The organism is Chitinophaga sp. CB10 (genome assembly GCA_001870995.2).
GTDB lineage: Bacteria > Bacteroidota > Bacteroidia > Chitinophagales > Chitinophagaceae > Chitinophaga.
This window is the reverse complement of the sequence record MLAV02000007.1, coordinates 181,391-207,602: the sequence shown is the minus strand read 5'-3', so window position 1 is coordinate 207,602 and position 26,212 is coordinate 181,391. Positions and strand designations below refer to the sequence as shown.

General features: G+C 52.8%; 20 protein-coding genes. 10 read left to right on the top strand and 10 right to left on the bottom strand.

Annotated elements, in window-relative coordinates; translation table 11 throughout:
* Positions 1-63 precede the first annotated feature (63 nt).
* The 3 genes from BOC67_RS12300 to BOC67_RS12290 all read right to left on the bottom strand — a co-directional run bounded on the left by BOC67_RS12300 (position 64) and on the right by BOC67_RS12290 (position 3,456).
* Positions 64-2,262 (bottom strand): hybrid sensor histidine kinase/response regulator, encoded by a 2,199-nt coding sequence (locus tag BOC67_RS12300; protein ID WP_291910625.1) that lies wholly within the window; start codon positions 2,260-2,262, stop codon positions 64-66.
* A 153-nt stretch (positions 2,263-2,415) separates the two neighbouring features.
* Positions 2,416-2,613, bottom strand: coding sequence for a hypothetical protein (locus tag BOC67_RS12295; protein WP_291910624.1), 198 nt, complete (start codon positions 2,611-2,613; stop codon positions 2,416-2,418).
* A gap of 147 nt (positions 2,614-2,760) precedes the next feature.
* Positions 2,761-3,456: a LytTR family DNA-binding domain-containing protein gene (locus tag BOC67_RS12290; protein ID WP_291910623.1), complete on the bottom strand. Its 696-nt coding sequence runs from the start codon at positions 3,454-3,456 to the stop codon at positions 2,761-2,763.
* A 90-nt stretch (positions 3,457-3,546) separates the two neighbouring features.
* Here BOC67_RS12290 and BOC67_RS12285 point away from each other — a divergent pair, with 90 nt between their 5' ends.
* From BOC67_RS12285 to BOC67_RS12260, 6 genes are all read left to right on the top strand, one after another.
* Positions 3,547-3,867: a DUF6660 family protein gene (locus tag BOC67_RS12285; protein WP_291910622.1), complete on the top strand. Its 321-nt coding sequence runs from the start codon at positions 3,547-3,549 to the stop codon at positions 3,865-3,867.
* A 75-nt stretch (positions 3,868-3,942) separates the two neighbouring features.
* Positions 3,943-7,095: a CusA/CzcA family heavy metal efflux RND transporter gene (locus tag BOC67_RS12280; RefSeq protein ID WP_291910621.1), complete on the top strand. Its 3,153-nt coding sequence runs from the start codon at positions 3,943-3,945 to the stop codon at positions 7,093-7,095.
* Positions 7,079-8,317 carry a TolC family protein gene (locus BOC67_RS12275; RefSeq protein WP_291910620.1) on the top strand — a complete coding sequence of 413 codons (1,239 nt, stop codon included), beginning with the start codon at positions 7,079-7,081 and terminating at the stop codon, positions 8,315-8,317. Before BOC67_RS12280 ends, BOC67_RS12275 begins: the two co-directional genes overlap by 17 nt.
* 12 nt (positions 8,318-8,329) lie before the next feature.
* Positions 8,330-9,505, top strand: coding sequence for an efflux RND transporter periplasmic adaptor subunit (locus BOC67_RS12270; RefSeq protein WP_291910619.1), 1,176 nt, complete (start codon positions 8,330-8,332; stop codon positions 9,503-9,505).
* A gap of 26 nt (positions 9,506-9,531) precedes the next feature.
* Entirely contained in the window at positions 9,532-11,499 is a 1,968-nt protein-coding gene (locus BOC67_RS12265; RefSeq protein WP_291910618.1) for a heavy metal translocating P-type ATPase, read from the top strand.
* Positions 11,500-11,580: 81 nt separating this feature from the next.
* Positions 11,581-13,233 (top strand): hypothetical protein, encoded by a 1,653-nt coding sequence (locus BOC67_RS12260; RefSeq protein WP_291910617.1) that lies wholly within the window; start codon positions 11,581-11,583, stop codon positions 13,231-13,233.
* Positions 13,234-13,236: 3 nt separating this feature from the next.
* On the opposite strand, the gene nfi is transcribed toward BOC67_RS12260, so the two are convergent.
* Genes nfi through BOC67_RS12245 form a run of 3 tightly spaced genes read right to left on the bottom strand, consistent with a single transcriptional unit; the run spans position 13,237 to position 15,817 of the window.
* Positions 13,237-13,935 carry a deoxyribonuclease V gene (gene nfi, locus BOC67_RS12255; RefSeq protein WP_291910616.1) on the bottom strand — a complete coding sequence of 233 codons (699 nt, stop codon included), beginning with the start codon at positions 13,933-13,935 and terminating at the stop codon, positions 13,237-13,239.
* Between the two features lie 15 nt (positions 13,936-13,950).
* Positions 13,951-15,150 (bottom strand): DUF763 domain-containing protein, encoded by a 1,200-nt coding sequence (locus BOC67_RS12250; RefSeq protein ID WP_291910615.1) that lies wholly within the window; start codon positions 15,148-15,150, stop codon positions 13,951-13,953.
* A 1-nt stretch (position 15,151) separates the two neighbouring features.
* On the bottom strand, positions 15,152-15,817 hold the full coding sequence (locus BOC67_RS12245; protein ID WP_291910614.1) for an MgtC/SapB family protein: 666 nt from the start codon (positions 15,815-15,817) through the stop codon (positions 15,152-15,154).
* 344 nt (positions 15,818-16,161) lie between these two features.
* Here BOC67_RS12245 and BOC67_RS12240 point away from each other — a divergent pair, with 344 nt between their 5' ends.
* Positions 16,162-17,940, top strand: coding sequence for an ABC transporter transmembrane domain-containing protein (locus BOC67_RS12240; RefSeq protein ID WP_291910613.1), 1,779 nt, complete (start codon positions 16,162-16,164; stop codon positions 17,938-17,940).
* Positions 17,941-18,003: 63 nt separating this feature from the next.
* Here BOC67_RS12240 and BOC67_RS12235 read toward each other — a convergent pair whose 3' ends face one another.
* The gene (locus BOC67_RS12235) at positions 18,004-18,477 is read right to left on the bottom strand and encodes an acyl-CoA thioesterase (protein WP_291910612.1); all 474 of its coding nucleotides are present in this window, start codon (positions 18,475-18,477) and stop codon (positions 18,004-18,006) included.
* Positions 18,478-18,507: 30 nt separating this feature from the next.
* Positions 18,508-20,994, bottom strand: coding sequence for an outer membrane beta-barrel family protein (locus tag BOC67_RS12230; protein ID WP_291910611.1), 2,487 nt, complete (start codon positions 20,992-20,994; stop codon positions 18,508-18,510).
* A gap of 416 nt (positions 20,995-21,410) precedes the next feature.
* Between BOC67_RS12230 and BOC67_RS12225 the strand changes: the two genes are divergently transcribed.
* Positions 21,411-22,172, top strand: a complete 762-nt coding sequence (locus BOC67_RS12225; protein WP_291910610.1) for a DUF695 domain-containing protein — start codon at positions 21,411-21,413, stop codon at positions 22,170-22,172.
* Between the two features lie 51 nt (positions 22,173-22,223).
* On the opposite strand, the gene BOC67_RS12220 is transcribed toward BOC67_RS12225, so the two are convergent.
* Entirely contained in the window at positions 22,224-22,385 is a 162-nt protein-coding gene (locus tag BOC67_RS12220; protein ID WP_073080264.1) for a DUF1328 domain-containing protein, read from the bottom strand.
* 171 nt (positions 22,386-22,556) lie between these two features.
* Here BOC67_RS12220 and BOC67_RS12215 point away from each other — a divergent pair, with 171 nt between their 5' ends.
* Entirely contained in the window at positions 22,557-24,491 is a 1,935-nt protein-coding gene (locus BOC67_RS12215; RefSeq protein WP_291910609.1) for a hypothetical protein, read from the top strand.
* Between the two features lie 28 nt (positions 24,492-24,519).
* Positions 24,520-25,599 carry a nitronate monooxygenase gene (locus tag BOC67_RS12210; protein WP_291910608.1) on the top strand — a complete coding sequence of 360 codons (1,080 nt, stop codon included), beginning with the start codon at positions 24,520-24,522 and terminating at the stop codon, positions 25,597-25,599.
* 63 nt (positions 25,600-25,662) lie between these two features.
* Here BOC67_RS12210 and BOC67_RS12205 read toward each other — a convergent pair whose 3' ends face one another.
* Positions 25,663-26,211, bottom strand: coding sequence for a putative glycolipid-binding domain-containing protein (locus BOC67_RS12205; protein ID WP_291910607.1), 549 nt, complete (start codon positions 26,209-26,211; stop codon positions 25,663-25,665).
* Position 26,212: the final 1 nt, after the last annotated feature.

The window sequence follows — 26,212 nt, the reverse complement described above, 5'->3', positions numbered from 1 at the left end:
ATGCGGCAGGATTGTCGTTGAAAGGGGGATGGCTGTCGGTGAGCGTGCGTGTAACCTTTGCCGTTACAGCAATAAAGTCATTGCTTCCTGGACGGCCTGCGTAGCCAGCTGACGCAATGAAGCAAATGATTCCGCCGCATCGGCCTGTACAAAATCCTCCCCGCTTACATGTTCCAGCGGCTCCAGGAAGGGGTATAAATGGGCTTCCAGGCCGATGAAGGATACGGTGGTCTTCAAATGATGCGCCGCCGCCCGGATGCCGGGTAAATCACTGTCGTGAATGGCCTGTTTGAGCTGCCCCAGGTCCTCCGGGATCTGGGCAATGAACTGCTGCAGCATGGTTTGCTCAAACCCGCTGTTGCCATTGGAAAGCTCCTGCAGGTACTGCATGTTGATCAGCTGGCCGTTTTCCGATAAGGCATTGAAATGGTGGTTGCCGGAGATGTCGGGTCCCAGGCTTTTGCCCGTGTACACCTGGATGAGGCGGTACAGCTCTTCCGCTCGGATAGGTTTGGAAATGTATTCGTTCATACCCAGCTGCAGGCATTTTTCTTTTTCCCCTGCCATGGCATGGGCCGTCATGGCGATGACAGGGATGTTGGAATGCTGCTCCTGGCGCAGGCGCTGAATAACCGTATAGCCGTCCACGTTAGGCATCTGGATATCGAGCAGCAGCAGGTCGTAATTGCTTTTTTGCAGGGCCTGCAATGCTTCCTCACCGTTGGTAACAATGCGGTAGGTCAGCTGCCGGTTACTCAGCAGGTGGCGCAGCAGGTTCTGGTTCATCCTGTTATCTTCCGCCACAAGGATGCGTATATCCTGTTGCATGCCGGGGATCAGCGGGGGTTGCTCCTCGTCCGTGCCGGTATCGGCAGGCGGCTCGCCCAGGGTGTAGGGGAGTTCTACTTTGAAGGTACTGCCTTCGCCGGGCTTGCTCTCCACGGCAATGAAGCCGTTTTGCAGTTCTACCAGCTGTTTTACGATGGTCAGCCCCAGGCCCGTGCCGCCGTATTTGCGGGTGGTGGAAGCCTCCGCCTGGTGAAAGCGGTCGAATATGCTGGATTGCTTGGCCGGGTCTATCCCGATGCCGGTATCTTTGACGGTAAACAGCAGCCGCACGGCATTGCCGTCCTGCCAGCTCCGGGTTACATGAATACTGACGGCGCCTTTGTCTGTAAACTTAATCGCGTTACTGGTCAGGTTGACCAATACCTGGGTCAGCCGTGTCACATCCCCGTACAGGATGTCCGGTACCTGCTCCTCCGTCTGCACCTGGAGGGAGAGGTGCTTTTCCTCCGCCTTGGGCTGAAAAAGCATGTACACGGCGTGCAGTACGCCCTGCAGGCTGAAAGAGCTGGGCTCGATCCGCATCATGCCGGATTCTATCTTGGAAATATCGAGGATATCATTGATGATTTCCAGCAGGTTTTGCCCTGCGGTATCGATCGCATTTACATACTCCCTCGCTTTGCCGTTTAAAGGCTGGTTTTTCAGCAGATGGGTGAACCCGAGGACGGAGTTCATGGGTGTCCGTATTTCGTGGCTCATATTGGCCAGAAATTGATCTTTTACGACGGTGAGCTTCCGTTCCTGTTCCCGGGCCTCGTCCAGTTGGTCAATCAGTTGTTCCTGCCGGTGAATGCGGCTGGTAATATAGAGGAAGGCCAGGAGGCTGGTCAGGCAGGCGCATACCACCAGGATGGTACCCCAGGAGAGCGCCTTTTGGCCGCTGGTATCGATAAGGTGCGTGGTGCGGTTCACTTCCGACTGCCGGGTACTGTCCAGCTGATGAAGGATGCCGGTAATGGCTTCCCCCAGGCGCTTGCCTTTCTGGTTATTGATCAGCTTTTCCGCCGCCCATTTGCCCTGCGTGTAAAAAGTATCGAGCACCTGTACGTTGAAATTATTCTTTTCATCGACCAGGTAGTTCAGCTGGGTGAGGAGTTTTTCCGTACTGTCGTTGCGGACAATTTTATTGATCTCTTTCAGGTCGGCTTTGATGAGGGCGATGTCAGACTCGATGCCGGTGATATGCAGACTGTCCTGCGCGATGACGGTGCCCCGTACTTTACTGTCCGTACGGGCCATGCTGGTTTGCAGCTTTTGTATTTCGTTTTTGACATTGAGTTCCTGCAGGAGTTGCTCATTACCGGTAATGAGCTGGCGGATGTTTTTGGCAGAGTTTACATGCAACACAATAAACAGCGCCATGCCTATGAGGAAGAGTCCGAGCAGATAATATTTAATGTTCTTTGGCTGCATGTCTGTTTCGTAAAATAACGTTGCAAAGGGAAAGCCGGTTCAAAATACAGGATAAAAGTAAATCGCAGACAGGTAAAATAAAAATAGCTCAAATATTTAACCGGCATGCTAACAGCAGCAGGCTAAATATTTGAGCTATAAAAAGGGGCGAACTTATTTATTGGATTCAGCCGGTTTTTGTGCTTTTTTACCTGCGTGATGATGGTGTTTGTGAGTTCCCTTGTGCGCTTTCTTTTCAGTAGCTGTTTTTTCAGTTTTAGCTTTCTGGGCAGGAGCCGTAGATTGAGCGTAAGTAGCTGTACCTACAAATACCATTGCAGCAACTGCGAGCATGATTCCTAACTTTTTCATGGTTATAAAGTTTTGATGTGATGTATTGTTTTTGATTACGACCTAAAGGTACATCGACATGCAGCTGCGCTTCGCGGTATTTGGTTCAACAGGCCCGGGGTGTCGGTAAAAAGGGAAAAACTGTCGGTGGGGATTTGGAAGGGGCTCTTACAGGAGGCGCAACCTGCTGTTGAGCGCGGCCCTGTAAGCGTCTGCCACGGGCACGGCGCTCTTTTCTATAATAATACTGCCATCCTCAATGGAGTTGATTTTATCCAGCGCCACTATATAGGAGCGGTGTACCCGCATGAATTTGGCCGCCGGCAGCTTTTCCTCCAGGGCTTTAAGGGTGGTATGGATGGCATGGAACTTCTGGGGGGTATAGAGCTTTACATAATCGCCCATAGCTTCGAGGTAGAGGATGTCGTCAATACGGATGCGTTTGAGTATGCCGTTGTCCCGTATGAACACGAATTCCTGTTCGGATACCTGCACGTCCCGGTTTGCGCTGTCCAAAATCTCCTTTGCCCGGTCAATAGCCTGGATAAACCTGGCCGGACTCACCGGCTTGATAAGATAATCCGCCACATGCAATTCAAATGCTTCCACGGCATATTCTTTTTTGGCCGTGGTGAAGATGATCACCGGCCCTTTTTTACCGAGGTTACGGGTAAGTTCTATCCCGCTCATGCCGGGCATTTCAATGTCCAGCAGCAGGATGTCGATTTTTTCCTGTTGTAGCAGGTTATACGCCTCTATAGCGCTGTTGCATTCGCCCACTACCTTCAGTTGGGATACGTGGCTCGCCAGTTGTTTCATGGCGGTGCGGGCAAGTTTGTTATCGTCTACTATTAAACAGTTCATGGGGCTAATTTAGGAACAAAACCTAATTGCGCAACAGGGATGCAGTTTTTTATAAGGTGATTTTAATCTCTTTTATGTATTTTTGTAAGGATGAAAATACTCGTGTACATATTCAGCCTTTATTTACTCGCGTTGTCCTGCATCCCCTGCAATGACGCGCTGGCTGCCGTGCCGGGTATGCCGCTGACGGCGGTTAGCAGCGCTCCTGCGGAGCAGCATTCGGACCATGTGGACTTCTGTTCCCCTTTATGCGTTTGCAGCTGCTGCAATGTGCAGCTGATGACGGTGAGCCACTGGCAGTACGCAGTTATTCATCCCCAACAACAATATCTCTATCCCCACTATACGGTCGCTATTCCCACAGCGGGCAGCAGGGCCATCTGGCAGCCTCCGAGGCCGGTCATCGCTTAATTTTCCCTTTACTGATTATTCATGGATTTGCGGCAGCCATACTGCCGTGCGATCACCTATAACCCATTTTCTTTAATGGACAAGATTATTCTGTTTTCCGTCAGGAACAAACTTGCTATTGCCATTTTTACCGTCGCCCTGGTGTTATGGGGCGTATGGTCCCTTACCCGGCTGCCGGTGGATGCGGTGCCGGATATTACCAATAACCAGGTGCAGGTGATTACCTTATCGCCTTCCCTGGCTGCGCAGGAGGTGGAGCGGCTCATCACCTTCCCGGTGGAGCAAACCATGGCCGTTATCCCGGAGCTGGCTGAAATCCGCTCTATCAGCCGTTTTGGGCTGTCCGTAGTAACGGTGGTATTTCATGACGACGTAGATATTTACTGGGCACGTCAACAGGTAAACGAAAAGTTGTCGGAAGCCAAAAGCCTTATCCCTGCCGGCATTGGCAACCCGGAGATGTCGCCCATTTCCAGCGGCCTCGGGGAAATATACCAATACGTCGTGCATCCGCAGAAAGGCTATGAATCCAAATACGACGCCCGGGAACTACGCACCATACAGGACTGGTACGTACGCCGGCAGCTGCTGGGCACGCCCGGCGTAGCGGAAGTCAACAGCTTCGGCGGAAAGCTGAAGCAATATGTAGTCGCCATCAACCCGGACCGGTTGCGGAGTTACAACATCAGCATTGCCGATGTGTTTACCGCCACGCAGCGCAATAACCAAAACACCGGCGGGGCCTATATCGATAAAAAGCCCAACGCCTATTTTATCCGCAGCGAAGGCATGATCGGCTCCCTGGCAGATATTGAAAATATAGTCGTTAAAAATACGAACAACGGCACGCCCGTGCTGGTACGGGATGTAGCCACCGTGCAACTGGGGGACGCTATCCGCTACGGCGCGCTCACCCGCAACGAAACCGGGGAAGCCGTAGGGGGCATCGTCATGATGCTGAAAGGCAAGAACTCCAACGAGGTGGTGAAAGCCGTGAAAGAGCGGGTGGCGGCCATTCAGAAAACATTGCCGGAAGGCGTGGTGATAGAGCCCTTCCTGGACCGGAGCGATTTTGTAGGCCGCGCAGTAGGCACCGTCAAAAAGAACCTCGTGGAAGGAGCGCTGATTGTGATATTCGTGCTCGTCATCTTCCTCGGCAACCTGCGCGCAGGGCTGATCGTAGCCTCTGTAATCCCCCTTTCCATGCTCTTTGCCGTATCGATGATGAAGTTATTCGGCGTGTCCGGTAACCTGATGAGCCTTGGCGCTATTGACTTCGGGCTGATTGTGGACGGCGCGGTGATCATCGTGGAGGCAACTTTACATCACCTCGTAACGCGGCTCAACGGCCGGCCCACGCTGCAACTCACACAGGCGGAGATGGATGCCGAAGTGTACGACAGTGCCAGCAAAATCAGGACTGCGGCCTCTTTCGGGGAAATCATCATCCTCATCGTGTACCTGCCCATTTTAGCGCTGGTGGGGATTGAAGGAAAGATGTTCAAGCCCATGGCGCAAACCGTTTCCTTTGCCATTGCAGGCGCGTTCATCCTGTCGCTCACCTACGTGCCCATGATGTCCGCCCTGTTCCTGAACAAGCGGATCAGCAGCAAACCGAATATCTCCGACCGGCTGATGGCCTTCTTCCACAAGCTGTACGACCCTGCTATCAAAGCGGCTTTACGTTTTAAATACTGGGTGGTGGGTATCGCGGTGGCGCTTTTCGTAGTGGCGTTGGCGTTATTTACGCGTATGGGAGGGGAGTTCATTCCTACCCTGGAGGAGGGCGACTTCGCCGTAGAAACCCGCCTGCTCACCGGCAGCTCCTTAACGGAGACGGTGGACAAGATCACCCTGGCCGCCGGCATCCTGCGCAGGCAGTTCCCCGAAGTAAAAGAGGTGATCGGCAAGATCGGCGCGGCGGAGATCCCTACGGACCCTATGCCTATGGAGTCGTGCGACCTCACCATCCTCCTCAAACCCCAAAAGGAATGGACCAGCGCCAAATCCAGGGAGGAGCTGGCCAACAAAATGCAGGAAGCGCTGGAAGCTATACCCGGCGTGAGCTTCGGCTTTTCCCAACCGATACAGCTGCGCTTTAATGAACTGATTTCGGGCGTACGCCAGGATGTAGGTATCAAGATATTCGGGGAGGACCTGAATACCCTTAGCTCCCTGGCCGCGCAGGTCAACAAAATCGTCAGCAAAACTGCCGGCGCAAAGGACATCTACCTGGAGCAGCTGGATGGCTTGCCGCAGATCGTTGTCAAAATAGACCGTGCCCGCGTAGCGCAGTACGGGCTGGACATTGAAACCATTAACCAAACGGTGAACACCGCCTTCGCCGGGCAGTCCGCCGGGCTGGTGTATGAAGGCGAAAAGCGGTTCGACCTCGTGTTGCGGCTGGACCATGCGTCCCGCACCAGCCTCACGGACGTTAGCCAACTGTATGTAACAGCGCCCAACGGGCAGCAGATACCGCTGGCGCAGCTGGCCACCGTGGAAATGCAGACGGGGCCAAACCAGATCCAGCGGGAAGACGCCAAACGCCGCATCATCGTAGGCTTCAACGTCCGCGGGCGGGATATCGCCAGCGTGGTGCAGGAAATAGAAGGGAAGATCAACGCCGCCGTGAAAATGCCGCCGGGCTACTTTATCCGTTACGGCGGGCAGTTCGAAAACCTGCGGGAAGCTAATCAGCGTTTATCCGTTGCCGTGCCCGTGGCATTGCTGCTGATCTTCGGTTTGCTGTATTTCACTTTCCATTCTGTAAGCCAGTCGCTGCTGATATTCACGGCCATCCCAATGGCAGCCATCGGCGGGGTGTTTGCGCTGCTGCTGCGGGGCATGCCTTTCAGTATATCCGCCGGCGTGGGTTTCATTGCGCTCTTTGGCGTGGCGGTGCTCAACGGCATTGTGCTGATAGGGGAGTTCAATTATTTGAAGAAAGACGGTATTACGGATGCCTATGACCGGGTACTAAAGGGAACGGCTATACGATTACGGCCCGTATTAATGACGGCCAGCGTGGCCTCCCTGGGCTTTTTGCCGATGGCGCTCGCTACCAGCGCCGGCGCGGAAGTGCAGCGGCCTTTGGCAACGGTGGTGATAGGCGGCCTGGTAACCTCCACATTACTGACGTTGCTGGTGCTGCCTTGCCTGTACCTGCTGTTTGAAAACGGCTTCTCCGGAAAACATAAAAAAGCGAATCATGAAAAAATTAATTAGCCTCTTGCTCCTGCCACTGGCGGCTTTCAGCCAGCGGCCTTCCTGGAATATGGAAGGGGCGGTGCAATACGCTTTGCAACATAATAAAAGCCTGCAGGCGGCGGATGCCCGCGTGCAGTACTTCCGGCAGCTGTTGCCCACCGCCGGGGACATCGGCAAAACGGAAGTAGCCCTGCAATACGGGCAATACAACAGCTACGTGAAAAACGATAATAATTTCAGCATCACCCAGGCCATACCTTTCCCCACCAACTTTGGTGCGCGGAAGCAACTGGGCGAATCGCAGTTGAAAGAGGCCGGCTTCCTGAAAGCCAATACCAGCAACGAACTGGCCTACCAGGTGAAGGAAGCTTACCTGCAATTGTTGTATTTGCAGGAACAGCGGGCGCTCCTATTGCAGCAGGACAGCCTCTTCAATGCCTTTGCAAAAAAGGCGGAGCTCCGGTACCGCACCGGGGAGGGCAAGATGCTGGAGAAAACGGCTTCGGATACACGAAAACAGGAAGTAGAGAACCTGTTGCGGCAGAACGAAGCGGATATGAAAATCGCGACCACCCGGCTGAAAGCTTTCACCGGCATGAGCGAAGCGGATGTTTTACCGCTGCCGGCGGAAGGAAGCCTGGCGGATGTAACGCTGACGCCGGTGTTTGACAGCACCCGCATCTCCCAACATCCTTTACTGCAATACCTGCAGCAGCAGGCCGTTACGGCGGACAAGCAGCAGAAAGTATATGCCAATGCGATACTCCCGGATATTACGCTGGGGTATTTTAACCAGTCGCTCATAGGCACGCCGGTAAACGCTTCCGGCGCCCCGCTGGCCACTGGGGGCAACCGTTTCCAGGGATTCCAGGTGGGGCTGGCGCTGCCCGTCTGGGCGAGGCCGATGCGGGCCCGCGTGAAAGCGGAGGCGCAGCAGGAGCAGGCGGCCACGCTTACGTTCGAACAAAACAGCATACAGCTGCAAAGTCAATACACGCAAGCGGTTCAGCAGTACGTCAAGCAAATGGAGAACCTGCGTTATTACACGCAGTCCGCCCTGCCGAATGCCGGATTGATTGTAAAGCAGTCGCAACTCGCGTACAGCGCCGGCGAAATCGGTTATGCCGAACATTTTCTGAACCTGGAACAGGCGCTCAATATTCGCCAGGGTTACCTGAAATCCTTACTGGACAATAAAATCGCGGCCTGCTACCTCAACTACCTGGCCGGTAATCAATAATAACTGAATACTATGAAGATGCATGCATCCTATAAATATTTTCTAAGCAGCGCGCTCGCACTGGGGCTGCTCATTTCCTGCAAAACCAAGCCGGTGGCCGAAGCCGGCGAAGAGGCCCATGAAGAGCATGAGGATCAGGTGGAGCTTACCGGTGAGCAGGCGCGCACCGTTGGCATTACTTTGGGAGCGCCGGAAATGAGGGAAATCAGCAGCACGATTAAAGTGGCGGGCTTGCTGGATGTGCCGCCCCAGCAGCAGGTGAGCATTGCCGTGCCTATGGGCGGATTCGTGAAGCAAACTTCGCTGTTGCAGGGCATGCCGGTGAAGAAGGGCCAGGTGATCGCCGTTCTGGAAAATCTTGAGTATATTCAATTGCAGCAGGATTACCTGGAAACCCTGAGTCAGCTCGAGTATGCGAAAGTGGAATATGAACGGCAGCAGGAGCTGGCCAAAGAGAACGTGAATGCGCTGAAGACCCTGCAGCAGACGAAAGCCAGCTGGCAAACACTGTCCGTCAAAGCCAGTGGCCTGAAAGAGAAGTTGCGCATGCTCAACATCAATACCGCCGGGCTTAACCAGGGGAACATCAAATCCACTATCAATATTTACGCGCCTATCAGCGGGTATGTAACACAGGTAAACGTGAACCTGGGGCAGCATGTAACGCCGGCGGATGTGCTGTTTCGTATAGTCGACACCGAGCATTTGCATGCGGAGCTGACCGTGTTTGAAAAAGATATTCCGAAGCTGAAGATCGGGCAGCATGTGCTGTTTACCCTCGCTAATGAATCGCGTACCCGCAAGGCCACCGTTCACCTGATAGGCCGTGAAATCAGCGAGGACAGGACGATCCGCGTGCATTGCCACCTGGACCAGGAGGATACGGAGCTGCTGCCGGGCACTTACCTGCAGGCGCTGATAGAAACCGGCGCGGGAAAGGTGAAGGCGGTACCTGAATCGGCGATAGTGAACTTTGACAATAAGGATTATGTTTTTGTGCAAACCGGCGTGGAAGGGAAGGACAGCCTGCAACTCTTTAAGCTGGTGCCGGTGGAGAAGGGCGATACAGAGCTGGGCTACACCGCCATTACGCTGCCGGCGGACACGCCTGAAAATGCGCTGGTGATAAAAGGCGCGTATGACCTGCTGGCGAAAATGAAAAACAGCGGTGAACACGAAGGACATTAATTTCAACATCCGTTAAAATCAAAGATATGGGACAAGAATGCTGTTCAACCAACGAAGGGAAAAAACGAATACCACCGCAGGATGCGCATGCCGGGCACGATCATGGGCATGACCATGAAAGCGGCGGCGCGCAGTGGTGGAAATCCGCTGAGTTTATTGCTTGCGTGGTAAGCCTGGTGTTGTTGCTGACGGGCATTGTGCTGGACAACACCCGGGCGGGCTTCCACGGCTACGCGCGACTCGGCTTTTACCTGCTGGCCTATGTGCCGGTGGCCTTGCCGGTGATCGTAAACGCCTGGCGTACGCTCATCAGGGGCGATGTGTTCAGTGAATTCCTGCTGATGACCATTGCCACGGTGGGCGCTTTTTACATCGGTCAGTATCCGGAAGGAGTGGCGGTGATGCTCTTTTACGCAGTGGGCGAGGTGTTCCAGGATGCCGCTGTGAGCAGGGCTAAGTCCAATATCAAAGGGCTGCTGGATCAGCGCCCTGATGAAGTTACTGTTTTGAGAGAAGGTCTAGCGCAGCGTCAGCAAGCCGCCTCGGTTCCGGTCGGGACTATCGTTCAGCTTAGGCCAGGGGAAAAATTGGCGCTGGACGGGGAACTGGTTTCCGAAAACGCCTCTTTCAATACTGCTGCGTTAACGGGCGAAAGCAAGCCTGATACAAAAACGAAAGGGCAGCAGGTGCTGGCGGGTATGATCAACCTCAATACCGTAGCGGACGTGAAGGTGACTTCGCCGTATGCGGACAGTAAGCTGTCCCGCATCCTGGAACTGGTTCAGAATGCTACCTCGCAGAAAGCGCCGACGGAATTATTCATCCGGAAGTTTGCCCGGATTTATACGCCGGCAGTAGTGTTTCTGGCGATTGGGATTTGCCTGCTGCCGTACTTTTTTGTACAGCATTATGTGTTTAACGACTGGTTGTACCGGGCGTTGATATTCTTGGTAATCTCCTGCCCGTGCGCGCTGGTGATCTCCATACCGCTGGGTTACTTTGGCGGTATAGGCGCCGCCAGCCGCAACGGCATCCTGTTCAAAGGCAGCAACTACCTGGATGTAATGGCCACCATACAAAGCGTGGTGATGGACAAAACCGGCACGCTGACCAAAGGGGTGTTCGCCGTGCAGGAAGTAGCGTTGCAGCCGGGCTTTGACGCGGCGGAACTGCTGCCGATGGTGAACGCCCTGGAAAGCAAATCCACGCATCCCGTGGCTACGGCTATCCGCGAGTACCTTGGAGATAAAGCCTTGGCTTTGGAGGTGGGGGAGATGGAAGAGATCGCGGGGCACGGACTTTCGGGCACGGTGAAGGGTAAACGATTGTTAGTGGGGAATTTCAGGTTGCTGCGGAAGTTCAATATTGCCTATGATACCGCTGCGGAAAATATTCCGCTGACGGTGGTGGCGGTAGCGGTGGATGGCGTGTATGCCGGTATGATCACCATTGCGGACGAAATTAAGCCGGATGCGCCGGGCGCCGTGGCGGCGCTGAAAGCGCTGGGCATTCATACGGTAATGCTATCCGGCGATAAGGCAGCCGTAGTGAATTACGTAGCGGAAAAGGCAGGCGTTGCACAGGCCTATGGCGACCTGCTGCCGGAGGACAAGGTGGCCCGCGTTAAAGAGATCCGCGGGCAAAAGGGCAGCGTTGCCTTCGTGGGCGATGGCGTGAACGACGCGCCGGTGATTGCGCTCAGCGATGCCGGTATTGCCATGGGCGGCCTTGGCAGCGATGCCGCGATAGAAACGGCGGATATCGTGATACAGAATGACGAGCCTTCGCGTGTACCCATGGCCGTTAGGATCGGGCGCGCTACGAAGAAGATCGTTTGGCAGAATATTACCCTTGCGTTTGTGGTGAAAGGGATTGTGTTGCTGCTGGGCGCTGGCGGGCTGGCTACGATGTGGGAGGCGGTGTTTGCCGATGTGGGCGTGGCGTTGCTGGCGATATTGAATGCGGTGCGGATACAGCGGCAGCGGTTTGACTGATGGGAGATTTGAGGGAAGGTGGTTCGGGGGAGGTGAAGGCCCCGAACCAACTCCTGTTAAAAATTAATAATTTTCATATATTTGAAATTATTAATCAATAATCTAATGAACTATACCCGCAAGTGGCTGCTTTTACTCCCTATCCTCTGCTACGCCTTCCTCACCCGGGCGCAAAACCCTGTGGTAAACCTCAGCACCGAATTTGAAGTACCCGGCGACGGTTGGGACAAACTCCTCCAACTCAAAAACGGCAACACCTGCTACCTCCACTTTTCCAGAACCGCCGGCCTGGAAGTACGCATGTACAACAACAAAAGAGAACAACTCAGCAGCGATACCCTGCAAACCAATCTCTGGAACAGCCGCGACCTCGAAAACACTGAAATTGACGCTATCTTCCAAATCAATGGCCAACCAGTCCTGTTCCTGCAACAACTGGTCAACGATACGCCGCGGATATTCCGCCTGGTGCTAAACGAAAACACCGGGAAGCTGCAGCAGGAGCAGCTCCTGGGCGAGCTGCCCTCTGTAAGGCTCAAAACGGCCTTTGCGCAAAACAATGTCGCCTCGCATGACTGCTTCGTGGAAAAGGACCAGCGGTCCGATTACTATGCCGTTGCATTCTTCTCCGGCCACGAGATACTCCCGGGAGAGAATGTGAAACACCGCATCATCGTCCGGCATTATTCCCCGCAGCATGAGCTGATCAATACCGGCTACTTTTACATGCAGGACTCCGCCTTCGCCTACTTCAGCTACATCCACATGGCCGTGCAGGACAGCAGGGACGTGTACCTCGCCACTACGGGATTCAATACGAAAAAACGGAATAACTCCTCCTGGTCTAAAGTGGTGTTGAGCCGGTTAACGCCTGATTCCACCACCTTTTCCCATAACGTGATCGCCTATACGCACAATTATGACAACGTGAGCGGATTGGTAAAAACCGTTCCGGCATTTAAAGAAGTAAGGTTGCTGTTATTCGTGCCTTCCGAGCGAAAAGGGGGGAACAGCGGTACGCTGATGAATATTTTCACAGAGGAGGGAAAACTGCGCAAACACCCGGTGCTAAGCTACCCGGAGCTGAGCCGCAACGTGGAAACGAACCTGAACTATAAAGACAAATACGAAGGCATCCCGCAAAACTGGATCATGAACAACGACGGCAGCAGCACCATCATGCTGGAAAACCTCAGCTACTTCCGTCAGGGAAATAACCAGCTGGCGAACATGCATTCCAATATGGGCGATGCCGGCGTAGCGGAATTAGATACGCTGGGCAAGGAGGACGCTACCTGGTCCTTATCCAAATACCAGGTGATCACCGGTACCTGTCAGCCTTTCTTCCAGCACCGGCGCAGTAAAAGCGAGTGGAGCTTCCGCAATAAAATTGCCGCGCTGAACCTGAACCCATACGTGTCGTACGACTTCCTGAACTTCCCGGACGTAACCTTCATGCTCTTCAACGACTACCTGCAATACCTGGATACAGGCGGCAGCGACCGGGTAAAGAAACCCCTGAAGTTCGCGGACGACGCCAGCTTTGTATGTTACCGCTACTACAACAAAAAGATTGAACGCATGTACCTCTTCGGCATGCCGGAAGTGAATAAGCGCTATGCCTGTATGCTGGGCGCGAGCGACTATAACGCCGCCACCCGTACCTACGCTACCATTCTCCTGAAGCGGGAGGGAACGGTGAAAAAGGCCGCCATTGCATGGATCGGATTCTAAGGGTTAGAGCCGGTGAAAGCCCGGTTCCAGGGCGCCCAGGCGGAACTGGTTCACGAAATTATGGGTCAGCCTCGTAGGCTCCGGCAGCCGGTATTTGGTGATGCATTGCTCCACTATCTGCCGGCTATCCGCAATGTCCGTCAGGTGGCCGGGAGAGACGAATACGGGTTTTACATTTTTCTTCGTACGCAGCACGCTGCCGATAGGCTGCTCCTGCTTATCGTATAAAACGCTCCATGCGCCTGCTTCTTCGGCAGGCTCCTCGTATTTTCCGAAGAGCTTCTTCTTGGCGCAACCCAGCGTAGGCCGGTTGATCAATACGCCAAAGTGGGAAGCGATGCCCATTTTGCGGGGATGCGCAATGCCATGTCCATCCAGCACTACTACGTCCGGTTTGATTTCCAGCTGCTCCCAGGCGTCCAGCAATGCCGGCACTTCGCGGAATGCGAGATAGCCCGGCACGTAGGGGAAGTTCACTTCCTTACGGATAAGGCTATACGCTACTGGCTTCAGGTCAGGAAAGCTGAGGATGGTAATGCCGGCAAATACATGCGTGCTGAATTTATCAAAGGAAATATCCGTGCCGGCCACATAATTGATTTTCCCGGTAAAAGGAGAGAGGACGATTTTTTCCTTCATCTCTTTTTGCAGCAGGGTAGCCTGCGGCACGCTGAGCGTGTTGTAATCGATCGTAGTATTCAAAATATCAGGATACGGTTAAAACAATGACAGCTGATCCCCCTGCTTCGGCGGTTGCGCCTTACCGAATACGGTGCGGCCCTTGTAGCGCCAGGAGTTGTTGCGTTCTTCTTCAATCAGCTTGTCAAAGTTGGTGTTTGGAATAAAGTCTTTTTCGATATTGGCTGCCATCTGCGACAGCTTATTGATGGCGTCCTTTTTTTCGGAGGCGCCAATCTTTGCTTTGTACAGGGCGTCCTTTAGCGTTGAAATGGTTTCATCGTAGATTTTCAGCGGCACGGGAAACGGATGCCCGTCCTTGCCGCCATGCGCAAAGGAAAACCTGGCGGGGTCCTCAAAGCGGGAAGGCGTGCCGTGTATTACTTCACTGACGAGGGTGAGCGACTGTAACGTTCTCGGGCCTACGCCTTCAAGCATCAGCAGGGATTCGAAGTCCGCCGGCCTGGTGTCGTAAGCCAATGCCAGCACGCTTCCCAGCCGCTTCAGGTTCACGTTTTCCGCGCGCAGCTCGTGGTGCGACGGCATAACGAGGTTACGGATTTCCGGCAGCAGGTGGGCGGGTTTTTCCTTCACCAGTTCCAAAATCCCGGCTTTGGTATGGCCGGCATTGACATCGGTGAGGTTCAGGATCAGGCCCTGGTTATGGCCGTAGATGTAGGTATGCGGCGCTTCCGTGAATGACTCAAAAGCGCTGGAATGCCAGTGATAACGGCGGGCCATACCGGAATCGTCGTTCATGCCCTGCTGCACCACGGCCCAGTCGCCGTCTGCCGACAGGATGAAGGAGTGCAGGTACAGCTGAAAGCCGTCCTGTATGGCGGTATTATCCACTTTTGCGGTGAGCTTGCTGCTGTAGATCAGCTGATCGCCGGGGAGGCCCGTTTTATCTGCGATCAGCGCCAGCTCCCTCGGGGTTTGCTTGCTATGCTTGCCTTTACCGCCGCAGATATAGATGCCCAGTTCTGCCGCGCGGGGATTAAGCGCTTTTTTGAGCGCGCCCATCACGCTGGTGGTGATGCCGGAGGAATGCCAGTCCATACCCAACACACAGCCCAGCGCCTGGAACCAGCACGGGTCGCTCATACGGCGCAGGAATTCCGCCCGGCCGTAATCCATCACAATTGCCTCTGTAATTGCTCCGCCCAGCAGGCTCATACGTTGCGCAAGCCAGGGTGGCACATGCCCGTAATGAAGCGGTAAATCTGCGTAGGAAGGCATATCAGAATGGGTTGGTTTGTATTTGGTACTCGTGTATTTCCCGGCTCTGATGCAGGTACATATTCAACGCCTCCATCTGTTCACGCCGGCCATGAATGGCATAATTCACTTCTGTCCGGTTCTCTTTTCTCACTATCATCATGCGTTTGTATTTCAATTTCTGGGAGTCAAAATTTTTTTCCAGTTCCAGGTACGACATCTCCGGCTCGATGAGCTGAATGCAGTACACCCTTTTATCGTTGATGCGGGCAATGTAGCGCTCGGTGTATTCCAGGGCGATCAGTACGGCAATTGCGCCTGCCAGGGTAAACAAGGCAAGCCAGTATTCGTTCATCCCGATGGCCATGCCGATGGCCGCGGCAATCCAGATGCTGGCTGCCGTGGTGATGCCGTCGATCGCAAATTCTCCCTTGAAAATTACCCCGGCGCCAATGAAACCTACGCCGGTGAGGATGTTGGAGGCCACGCGGTCCGGACTGTTCGGGTAACCCAGCTCTACGGACAGGATGGTGAATACGGCGCTGCTCACGCAAATGAGGGTCATGGTGCGCATGCCCGCTGCTTTTCGCTTATACTCCCTTTCCAGCCCGATGACGGCGCCCATCAGCAGCGACAAGGCCACTTTCAATATATAATCTTCCTTAATTGTAGCTATTATTTCTTCCATCGTGAGCATGTTTACAAATTTAAGGCTAAATGTCACGCAAATGATATGGAGGAAGGGGTGAACCGGCCGTTAAGCGAAAATTATGTTTTTATTAAACATTTTATGGCAGACAACGTTATTTATGGAATACTATTTGAATATATAACTATCCATAAAACCCATAATATGAAATTATTCCTGTATAAATTATTCATGGCGGCAAGCCTGGCTGCAATTTTCAGCCTGATCGCCTATAGCTGCACCATCGGAAATTAAGCCCCGGATACCATGCTTTTGTCGACCCGAATGCAATATCTTTGTTAGGCAATCGTCTACAAATTAGAACGAAACAATAGCACTGATACATGCAAAATGACACGAATACCCCGGCGCAAGCTAAGCCAGCGCTGAAAATGGCATCCCTCAAGAAATCTTTACGCCTGTTCCGTTATGTAAAGCCGTATTGGCCACAGTTTGGACTGGGTCTGATTTTCCTCCTTATTTCCAGCCTTGCGGGGCTGGCTTTTCCGAAGCTCCTGGGCCAGCTGGTATCGCCCGATAGTAAAGACACGTTGTTCCATGGCTTTAACAAGGCGGCCGTCGTTTTGGTGGCAGTGCTGGTGGGCCAGGCGGTGTTTTCTTTTTTCCGTATAGTCCTTTTCGTGAACGTAACGGAGAAAACTCTCGCCACACTGAGGCAAACTGTCTACAGTCACCTCATCAAACTCCCCATGAAATTTTTCCTGGAGCGCAGGGTTGGTGAACTCAGCAGCAGGATATCGGCGGATATTTCTTCCCTGCAGGAAACTTTTACCACCACGCTGGCGGAGTTCATCCGGCAGGTGATCATCATCGTGGGCGGTATCATTATCCTGGTGGTAACGGCCCCGAAGCTGACTGTCTTCATGCTGGCCATCTTGCCGCTGATGATGCTGCTGGCCGTATTCTTCGGGAAGTTCATCCGTAAGTTCTCCAAGCAGGTGCAGGAGCAGGTGGCGGCGTCCAACACGGTCGTGGAGGAAACGCTGGCCGGTATCCTCAACGTAAAAGCTTTTGCAAACGAATTTTTTGAGATCAACCGTTATAAAACCCGCACCAACGAGGCGGCGCGCATTGGTATCAAAGGCGGTAAATACAGGGGCGCTTTTTCCTCCTTTATCATCCTCGGCATCTTTGGCGCACTGGTAGCGGTGATCTGGCGCGGGGTTTCCCTCGGGATGCCTCCTGCGGAACTGCTGACCTTCGTCCTCTATTCAGTATTTATAGGAGGTTCTGTTGCCGGTCTGGCAGAAGTATATACCAACCTCCAGAAAAGTATCGGCGCTACTGAACATTTACTGGAGATACTCGATGAGCCGACGGAAGAACTGACGCCGGTAGGAGCCATTGCCCCGGAAAACCAGCTGGACGGCGCTATCAGCTTCCGCAACGTGTCTTTCCATTATCCATCCCGGCCGGATCTGAAAATTATGGACGATGTGAGTTTTGATGTGTCGCCGGATCAGAAGGTAGCCCTGGTAGGGCCCAGCGGCGCGGGTAAGAGTACTATCGTATCCCTGCTGCTGCGTTTATACGATCCCGTGAGTGGGGACATTGATTTTGACGGCCGCCCCGGCAAAAGCATTCCTTTATCGGAGCTGCGTTCGCAAATGGCCGTGGTGCCGCAGGACGTTTTCCTCTTTGGCGGCACTATCCGGGAAAACATTGCCTATGGCCGCCCCGGCGCAACGGATGCGGAGTTGGAAGAAGCGGCCCGTAAGGCCAACGCCTGGGAATTCATTCAACGCTTTCCACAGGGTATGGATACCGTGGTGGGCGAGCGGGGCATACAACTTTCCGGCGGGCAGCGCCAGCGGATTGCCATCGCGAGGGCGGTATTGAAAAATCCGCGCATCCTCATCCTGGACGAGGCTACTTCCGCGCTGGATTCCGAATCCGAAAAACTCGTACAGGACGCGCTGGACAAACTGATGGAAGGCCGTACCTCCATCGTGATTGCACACAGGCTGGCAACGGTACGTGAGTCAGATAAAATCATCGTACTGGATAAAGGCCGTATCGTGGAAGCAGGTACCCACTGGGAACTGATAGAGATGGAAGGGGGCTTGTACAAATCCCTCAGCGATATGCAATTCAGCAGCTAAATAAGGCTATTCAGGATAAGCAGCGGGTGTATCAACGTGTTGATACACCCGCTTTTTTTATGATTACAAATACGGTTTCATTTCCGCATCAATATCTTTCCGGAGGTCCATTAGTTTTTTAGCGTAGTTCTCCATATTGATTTCCGCAGGAGTGCGCGGGATCCATTTCGGCACCTTTACGGTTTTACCCGCATCGTCTACAGCTGCGAATACCATTACGCAGTGGGTGGTTTTGGCTTTTGTTTGCTGGCGGGGATTGCCGGCAAAAACGTCGATAGAGATATGCATGCTGGTGTTGCCGGTATAGATGATATTGGCCGTGATTTCCACCAGGTCGCCGATGGCGATGGGCTTAAAAAAACGAATGCCGCCCACGTACACGGTGACGGCATATTGCCCGCTCCAGTTAGCGGCGCAGGTGTATCCTGCCTGGTCTATCCATTTCATAACAGAGCCCCCGTGTACCTTTCCGCCGAAATTTACATCTGAGGGCTCTGCCAAGAATCTAAGGGTAATAGTGTGATAAATGGAATCCATAATGCTTAATTATGGCTTCCAAATTACGAATTAAAAGTTATCTCCTCCACCCATTTCTCCGCCGTTGTTTTCCTGCTTGTTGTTTTTGCGTTTGAACAGGCGGGCGTCCATTTTTCCGAAGCGCCAGGTGGCGTTGAGGCGCAGCTCACGTGCCATGCGCTTGCGGTAGTTTTCCTGCTCGGAGAAGGAAGTGGTGGTGTAGCTCAGGTTCCTGTTGGTATTGAAGATATCGTTGATACCAAGGGAAATGGAGAGCGCTTTATTTTTCAACAGGTCTTTTTTCACCGCGGCGTCGACGGACCAGTTAGGCATACGTTCGCCCTGCGGGAGTATCTGTTTGGATTCGTACTCGCCGTTGACCTGGAAAGTCAGGTTCCACGGGAGTTTGGTGTTACTGTTGATTTTACCGAACCACGTAAAGCCCTGGTTGGATAAGGTGGCATTGTCCTGGCTGGCGTTGATCTTCGTTTGCGCCAGGTTGGCGTTGGCCGTGATGTCCCACGCTTTGGTCACCTGTGTGCGCACGGTGAATTCAGCGCCGTAGGAATTGCGGGAGCTGGCGTTGATCGGGTAGGAGAGCAGTACCCGCATGTCCTGTCCGTTCAGCGTCAGCACGGTGTCCTTATAGAAATCGGTGATGGCCTTTTGCGTGTTACGGTAGTACACGGATACCAGCACGTTCACTTTACGATCAAAATCCTTGAGGTAGGACAGCTCGAAAGAGTTGGTGAACTCCGGACTCAGGCCCGGGTTACCGGTGCTGGCGCTTTGGCCGTTATAGTCGATAGTGGGCAGCAGGTCCCGGAACCAGGGGCGGCGGATACGGCGGCTGTAGTTGAGTTGCAGCTCGTGATCGCCTTTCAGTTTCTGGGAGAGGAACAGGCTTGGGAACAGGCTGATAGGGTAGTCCACATTGTAGGATTTATATTCCCCGAAGAAGGATTCCCCTTTGTAGAAGGACTGTTCAGCGCGCAGGCCCACCTGGTAGCCGAAGTTATCGAAACCGCCGGTGTAGGTGGCATAGGCTGCGTTGATCTGTTCGGAATATTTGTAATCGCTGCTAAGGGAGGAATCCACCTTGTAACCAGTGTTTGGATAATCGAGTCCCATCACGGTATTGTAGTTCGTGAACTGGCGGGTGTTGGTACGGATACCGGCTTCAATCTTCGATTTCTCGGACAGCGGGTTGACGTAATCCACCTGGCCGGTGATGTAGGTCGTTTTGCCGCCACCGTTACCATAGCGCTTTTGCGGGATGGGATCGAAAATATTTTCCCCTTTCAGGTCGAAGTACTGGAGGGAGAAGTCGGAAGAGTTATCCCCGCTGTTAGTGCTGTAAGTCACGTCCGCGGTGAGTTCGTGGCCTTCCTTCGCGAAGGTGTGTTTATAACCGAGTTGGGTATTATAGCTTTTGAAACCGTTTTTCGTATTGTTGATACCTGTGCCGTAGCGTACCCGTTGCCGGCTGGCATCGAGTTCGTTCACGGTTTGGTCGTTATAGTTATTGAAATTACCCGTGGTAATGTTTTCGGAAATGCTGAGGGTATTGCGGTTGTCGATAAACCAGTCGAACCCGATGCGTCCGTTCTGGAATCGGCGATAGAAGTCGCCCTCCTGGAGCTGTTCCGTAAACGTGGTCGTATCCTGGCCTATATTTTTGCGGAAGAGGCGACTGTTAAACGGCGACACCCTGTTCCGGAAATTATAGTTCACGAAGAAGTTGAATTTCTCCTGGCGGAGGTTGAAATCGAGTCCGCCGTTGGTGCTGCCGAGTGTAGAGCCGCCGGCGGAGAGCTGTCCGTTAATGCCGGCTTTCTTATTTTTCTTCAGCACGATGTTGAGGATACCGCTCATTCCTTCCGCGTCGTATTTGGCGGATGGGTTGGTGACTACTTCGATTTTTTCAATCGCGTCCGCGGGGATTTGATCGAGGGTGAGCGTGGAGGGGCGGCCGTCGATGAAGATGGTCGGGGAGCCGTTGCGCACGGTCACGTTACCGTCTATATCCACGTTCACGGAAGGCACCTGTTTGAGTACATCGGTAGCGGTACCGCCTATACTGGATAAATTTTTGTCGACGTTGAAGACTCTTTTATCAATGGCCATGGAGAAGGCGGGTTTTTCGCCCACTACATTCACGACGTTGAGTGTTTTTGAATTCGGCGCAATTTTGATATTGCCTACATCCACGGAGGATGATTTAGGCGTGAGCGCGGCCGTTCTGTAGACTGTTTCGTAACCGATGAAGTTGATGCGGAGAATATATTTTCCCAGCGGCAAAGTTTCGAAGTTAAAATCACCGTTTGGCTTGGAGAGCATGCCGGTGAGCACAGCGGAATCCGGCTTGAGAACGGCTACGGAAGCGTATTCTACTGGTTTCCCTGTTTGTGCGTCAATCAATTTTCCATACAATGTTCCGGTTTGATCCCCACCGGCTTTTCCTCCTGCATGCTGGGCAAATAACACGTTCTGACACAGTAAGATCCAACCTGTTACCAGCAATAAAGTTTTTCTCATAATAACAAATACTAGCGTACAACAATTAACGGCGGCTAAATTAATTGGAAACTCTGTAGAAAATCGGTTTTTTAGGATGAGTGGTGTGTGCAAACCGCCATAAGCATGGCTCTGAAAGGTATCGGAGGCCGTAATGCTTTACAGTAGAGGGTTTGATTATGGCATACTGCGGAGATGGTAAGTGTTAATTAATGTTAAGCCGCACCGGGGCAGCATTTGCTTCTCTATAAATAAATAAAAAAATTTATATAATCCCCTGGTTTTCGTGCTGCCACTACCGTTGTACGTACAGGAAAAAGAAACTGAAATGGTTTATGTGGATAAAAAAGCGTGCAGAAAAGGGTTTTATCTTTTCTGTGGTAACGGCAAGCTCCGTATCTTTACAGCCAGCTGTTGCGTTATTTTAATTTTTTTATATGCATAAGGATTACCGACCGGACTGGGATATTTACACGTGCCATATTGAAGAAAGTCCAGCAGTAATAGGGCTAGACCTTGATCTGAGACGATTTGCGCCATTGAAGGACAAGCCGAATGCCATATATATAACAGTTTATCTGAATCATCCACGTGAAGACGGATTTCCGCACAATGATGAATTTGCTATCATGGGCGAAATTGAGGATAGATTGGTGGAAGTGCTGCAATCCAAACTGGACGCACATTTTGTAGGCCGTACCTTTTCCAACGGGGTAAGGGATTTTTACTTCTATGCAGGCAGTACCCTGCTGCACGATAAATATATTGCGGACGCTATGGTTAACTTCCCGGAATACCGTTATGATTACGGCGTAAAGGAAGATAACAACTGGGAATTGTATTTCGATTATCTTTTCCCGGACGTGTATGAATTTCAGCGCATCCAGAACCGCAAGGTCCTGCGGATGCTCCGCAAACACGGGGACGCATCAGAGAAAGAGCGCCCGATTGAGCATTGGATACATTTCAAAACAGAGGAGGATAAGAACCTTTACTGGCAGCACATACAGGAAATCGGTTTCACGCTGCTGCACGACATCAAGGTAGACGAGAACCCCGAATATCCTTACCGGCTTTGCATCGTGCGGTCCGACAAGGCAACCGAAGCGGTGATAGACCGGGTGGTGATGACCCTCTGGGAGGTAGCCCAACAGGTAAATGCAGAATACGACGGCTGGGAAACCAGCATCATGAAATAACAAAAGATTGCTTCAGCGCCGCAAGGTACTGAAGCAATCTGCTTTCAGGCCCTATTTTCTAAATACTCCCGCCAGCAACGACACTACAAACATAATCAGGAATATAAAGAACAGGATCTTGGCGATGCCAGTAGCGCTTGCCGCAATCCCGCCAAACCCGAAGATCGCCGCGATAATCGCAATAATCAGAAAAATTACAGCCCAACGTAGCATATACTTTTAGTTTTAAGGTGATCAATAAAATTTATAACTGCTTTTATACTTCTGGTCTGAAACTTTCAATTATCATTCCCGTTAAAGTAAAACAGGAAGTACTGTTCCTAAACCATTTTTTTTAATTATAATTGTTTACAGGGGGATATATTGAGGTTTTTATTAAAAATATTGTTCGTTATAACTGTTACCTGCCTGCTGTACCTGCAGCCGGCGATTTCCCGTACCCATGCAATGGCTGACCAGTTGCCGGTTCTGCGGGATACGGTCGTGCCGCGCCTGATGCGCCCTCCCGTGGGAGATACCTCCTCCCGCCATCATAACGGAATATTCAGGAAATTGTTTGAGTACAGGGATTCCATGCGGAATAAAGCCTTCCGGGACTCTTTTATCCGCCGGATTACCCGGCAAAATGAGCCGGAGCCCCTTCCGCAAAACGACAGTGTGATCCAGAAAAGTGAGGCATATTTTACACCCTTTGCAGGCAAAGTGATCCGAAATATCCACTACCGCAGGGTAAAGGTATTTGGGCCCAGCAACATCAACGATACCACTTTTACCACTTCCATGAAGCTGCTCAAAATCGCCAACCGGCTCCATTATGATACGAAGCAGTGGATGATCCGGCAAAACCTCTTCTTCCGGGAAGACGACCGGCTGGAACCTTTTGAGCTGGCGGATAATGAACGTTACCTCCGTAACCGGCCTTTTATACAGGATGCCCGTATTTATGTGATCCCCGGCGATCCTATGTCCGACTCGGTGGATATTGAAGTGGTGACCAAAGACGTGTTTGAATATGGCGCGGACGTGTCGCAGGTAAGCGCTACCAACGTGGCGGCGAAAGTCTATAACAACAACCTGCTGGGGGCCGGGCAAGGCCTGCAGGTGGGCTTTAGCTGGCGGAAGGACTATACGCCCAAGTGGAACTCGGAGGTACGCTACACGAAATCCAACATCGGCGGGAGCTTTATAGACATGGCAGTGGGCTACAGCACGCTGAACAACACCAACCAGCTGGATTCTAACGTGTACGAGGGTACGTATTATATCACGTTTGACCGGCCGTTGTACCGGAACTCCGCCAAATTTGTGGGCGGGCTTACCCTGGCCAATAATTTTTCCATCAACATCTGGAACCGGGATGATACGCTCTACCGGGATTACCGCTACACGGTGATCGACGGCTGGCTGGGTTATAACTTTATCAATAACTACGACCATAATGGGCGCAGCGGCAACGGCAAGCCCAATGTGGCCATCCTGGCGCGGCATTACAACCTGCATTTCCAGCGAAAGCCGGATCAGCTGACGTATAAGGAAGACCCGGTGTATAACAACCACCGGTATTACCTGCTCGAACTGCAGGCCTACCGGCTGGATTACTTTAAAGCCCATCACTTCTTCGGCTTCGGGCGAACGGAGGATATTCCCCTGGGCTTTAACGTGAACGTATCCGCGGGCTGGGAAACCTGGCGCGACAGGCGGCGGCTGTACACGGGTACTTCCTGGCAAAAGTTCTGGCTTACCCGCAAACAGGGGCTGTTTAACACCACTGCGGAAATAGGCAGTTTCTGGTCCAGGAGCGCATCGGAAGATGCCGTGATCCATGGGCGGGTAGAGTATTACAGTCGACTCGTGAACCTCGGCAAATTCAGGTTCCGCCAGTTCCTGACCGGGGATTATCTCAACAACCCCAATCCTTACTTCTATAAACCGCTGAACATTAACATGGAGAACGGGATATGGGGGTATCGCAATACTACCCTGAACGGCTATCAGCGACTGAACTTTAATTCCGAGACCGTGTATTACAGTCCGTTGAAAATACTGGGCTTCAAATTCAATTTCTTCACGTCGCTGCAAACCTCCATGCTGACGTACAAGAGCAACGACCTGTTCAAGAATCCCTTGCTGTGGGGCATTGGCGGCGGTATGCGGGTGAAGAACGAAAACCTGTCCCTCAACACGCTTAAGCTGGCGGCGTACTATTTCCCGAACGCGCCGCAGCCGATGAATAACCTGCGTATAGAGGTGACGACGGTGGTAGATTTCCGCTTTGATATTTCTGCGTTAAGAGCGCCTTCTTTCATTAGTTTCCGTTAATTTTAAGGTAGATCAAATACGGTAACCGATGCAATGGAAAAATAAACTGACGGACCTGTTAGGCATTCAATACCCTATTATACAAGCGCCCATGTTGGGCATCACCACGCCGGAAATGGTGGCGGCGGTGAGTAATGCGGGCGGCCTGGGCAGCCTGCCTGTTGGCAATATGGACGCCGACGCTGCCAGGGCGGTGATCCGCAAAACGAAATCACTGACTTCCCAACCGTTTGCCGTGAATGTGTTTGCCTATGATATTCCCATTTCCCCGGAGGCAGCAGCGTTTGACGCCATGCAGCAGTTGTTGCAGGCGACGTATAGCCGTAGCGGGCTGGGCGTGCCGGTGGTGGAATTGCAAAGTCTGCATTTAAATTCCTATAAAGATATTTTGCCCGTGCTGGCGGAAGAAAAGACAGGCATTGTGAGCTTTACTTTCGGCATTCCTGACGATGGGGGGCTGGCGCTGCTGCAGCAGAGCGGCGCGAAGATGATTGGCACGGCCACTTCCGTGGAGGAGGCGGTGTACCTGGAGCAGAAGGGCATGCATGCGATAGTGGCGCAGGGCGCGGAGGCTGGCGGCCACCGCGGCACTTTCCTGAACAACGGGTTGCCGCAGATAGGTTCCATGGCATTGATCCCGCAGGTGGCAGATCGTGTAGGGGTGCCCGTTATAGCTGCCGGCGCGGTGATGGATGGCAGAGGCGTAGCGGCTTCGCTAATGCTGGGAGCTGCCGGCGTACAGCCTGGCAGCGCATTTTTGCTGACGGATGAAAGCCTGGCTTCGGCAGCCCATAAAGCGGCCATTGCGGCTTCTACGGATACCAGCACCCGGCTCACCCGTGCCTTTAGCGGCCGGTGGGCGCGCGGATTGTACAATACCCTGATTTCCGCCGTGGAGGAATCGGACCTGCAGGTATTGCCGTACCCTTACCAGGATGCGCTCACGCAGCCGGCGCGGAAGGCTTCCAAAGCGCAGGATAATCCTTCGTTTGTGGCCATGTGGGCAGGGCAGGCGGCGGGGATGGCAAAAGGGGGGACGAGCGCTGCAGCGGTGGTGAAAGGGCTGATAGCAGGGGCGGAGGCGTTGCTGCCTTCGTTGAAAGGGTGAGTGGCGAGCCAGGATGATAAGAGCTAAGCATATTAAAAAAGAGGGCTTTGCACCCTCTTTTTTTTAATATCTTTTTTGAAACAACCCCGGGTAATCTGTCATAATCCCGTTTTCATCGAACGACAGCTTGGCGCTGAAGTCCGAATCCACGTTTTCGTATAGCCAATAGTTTTCCCGCAGCATGGTATAACGCTGACGCACCTTCTGCAATTCAAATTCCGGCAGCAGGATGTAGATCACATTGATTTCTACGCTTTGACCAGGCAGCATTTGCAGCCTGTTTACCGGCAGGCTGTTGGTAAACGGGGTCAGGGAGATGTCTATATCGAGGCAGTCGTCGAATGCGGCGATCTGGTTGCCTTCCTTATCGTACCACTGGCCGAGCAGGTTACTGGTCACCCGCAGCTCCCGCGCATCCGGCCCGAAGGAACGGATGTAGAACGAATCGGTTTTCCAGTCGTTGGTCAGTTCTATTTCGTAATGAATGCAAAACGGCATATCGCGGACGACACCGGCGATATTGCCTTGTGCAAGCTGATACAGCCCCTTGCTTTCAAGCGTGAAAAATTCAGTGGAAGTCCAGCGGACGCCCTGCCACACAACAGGTTTCATA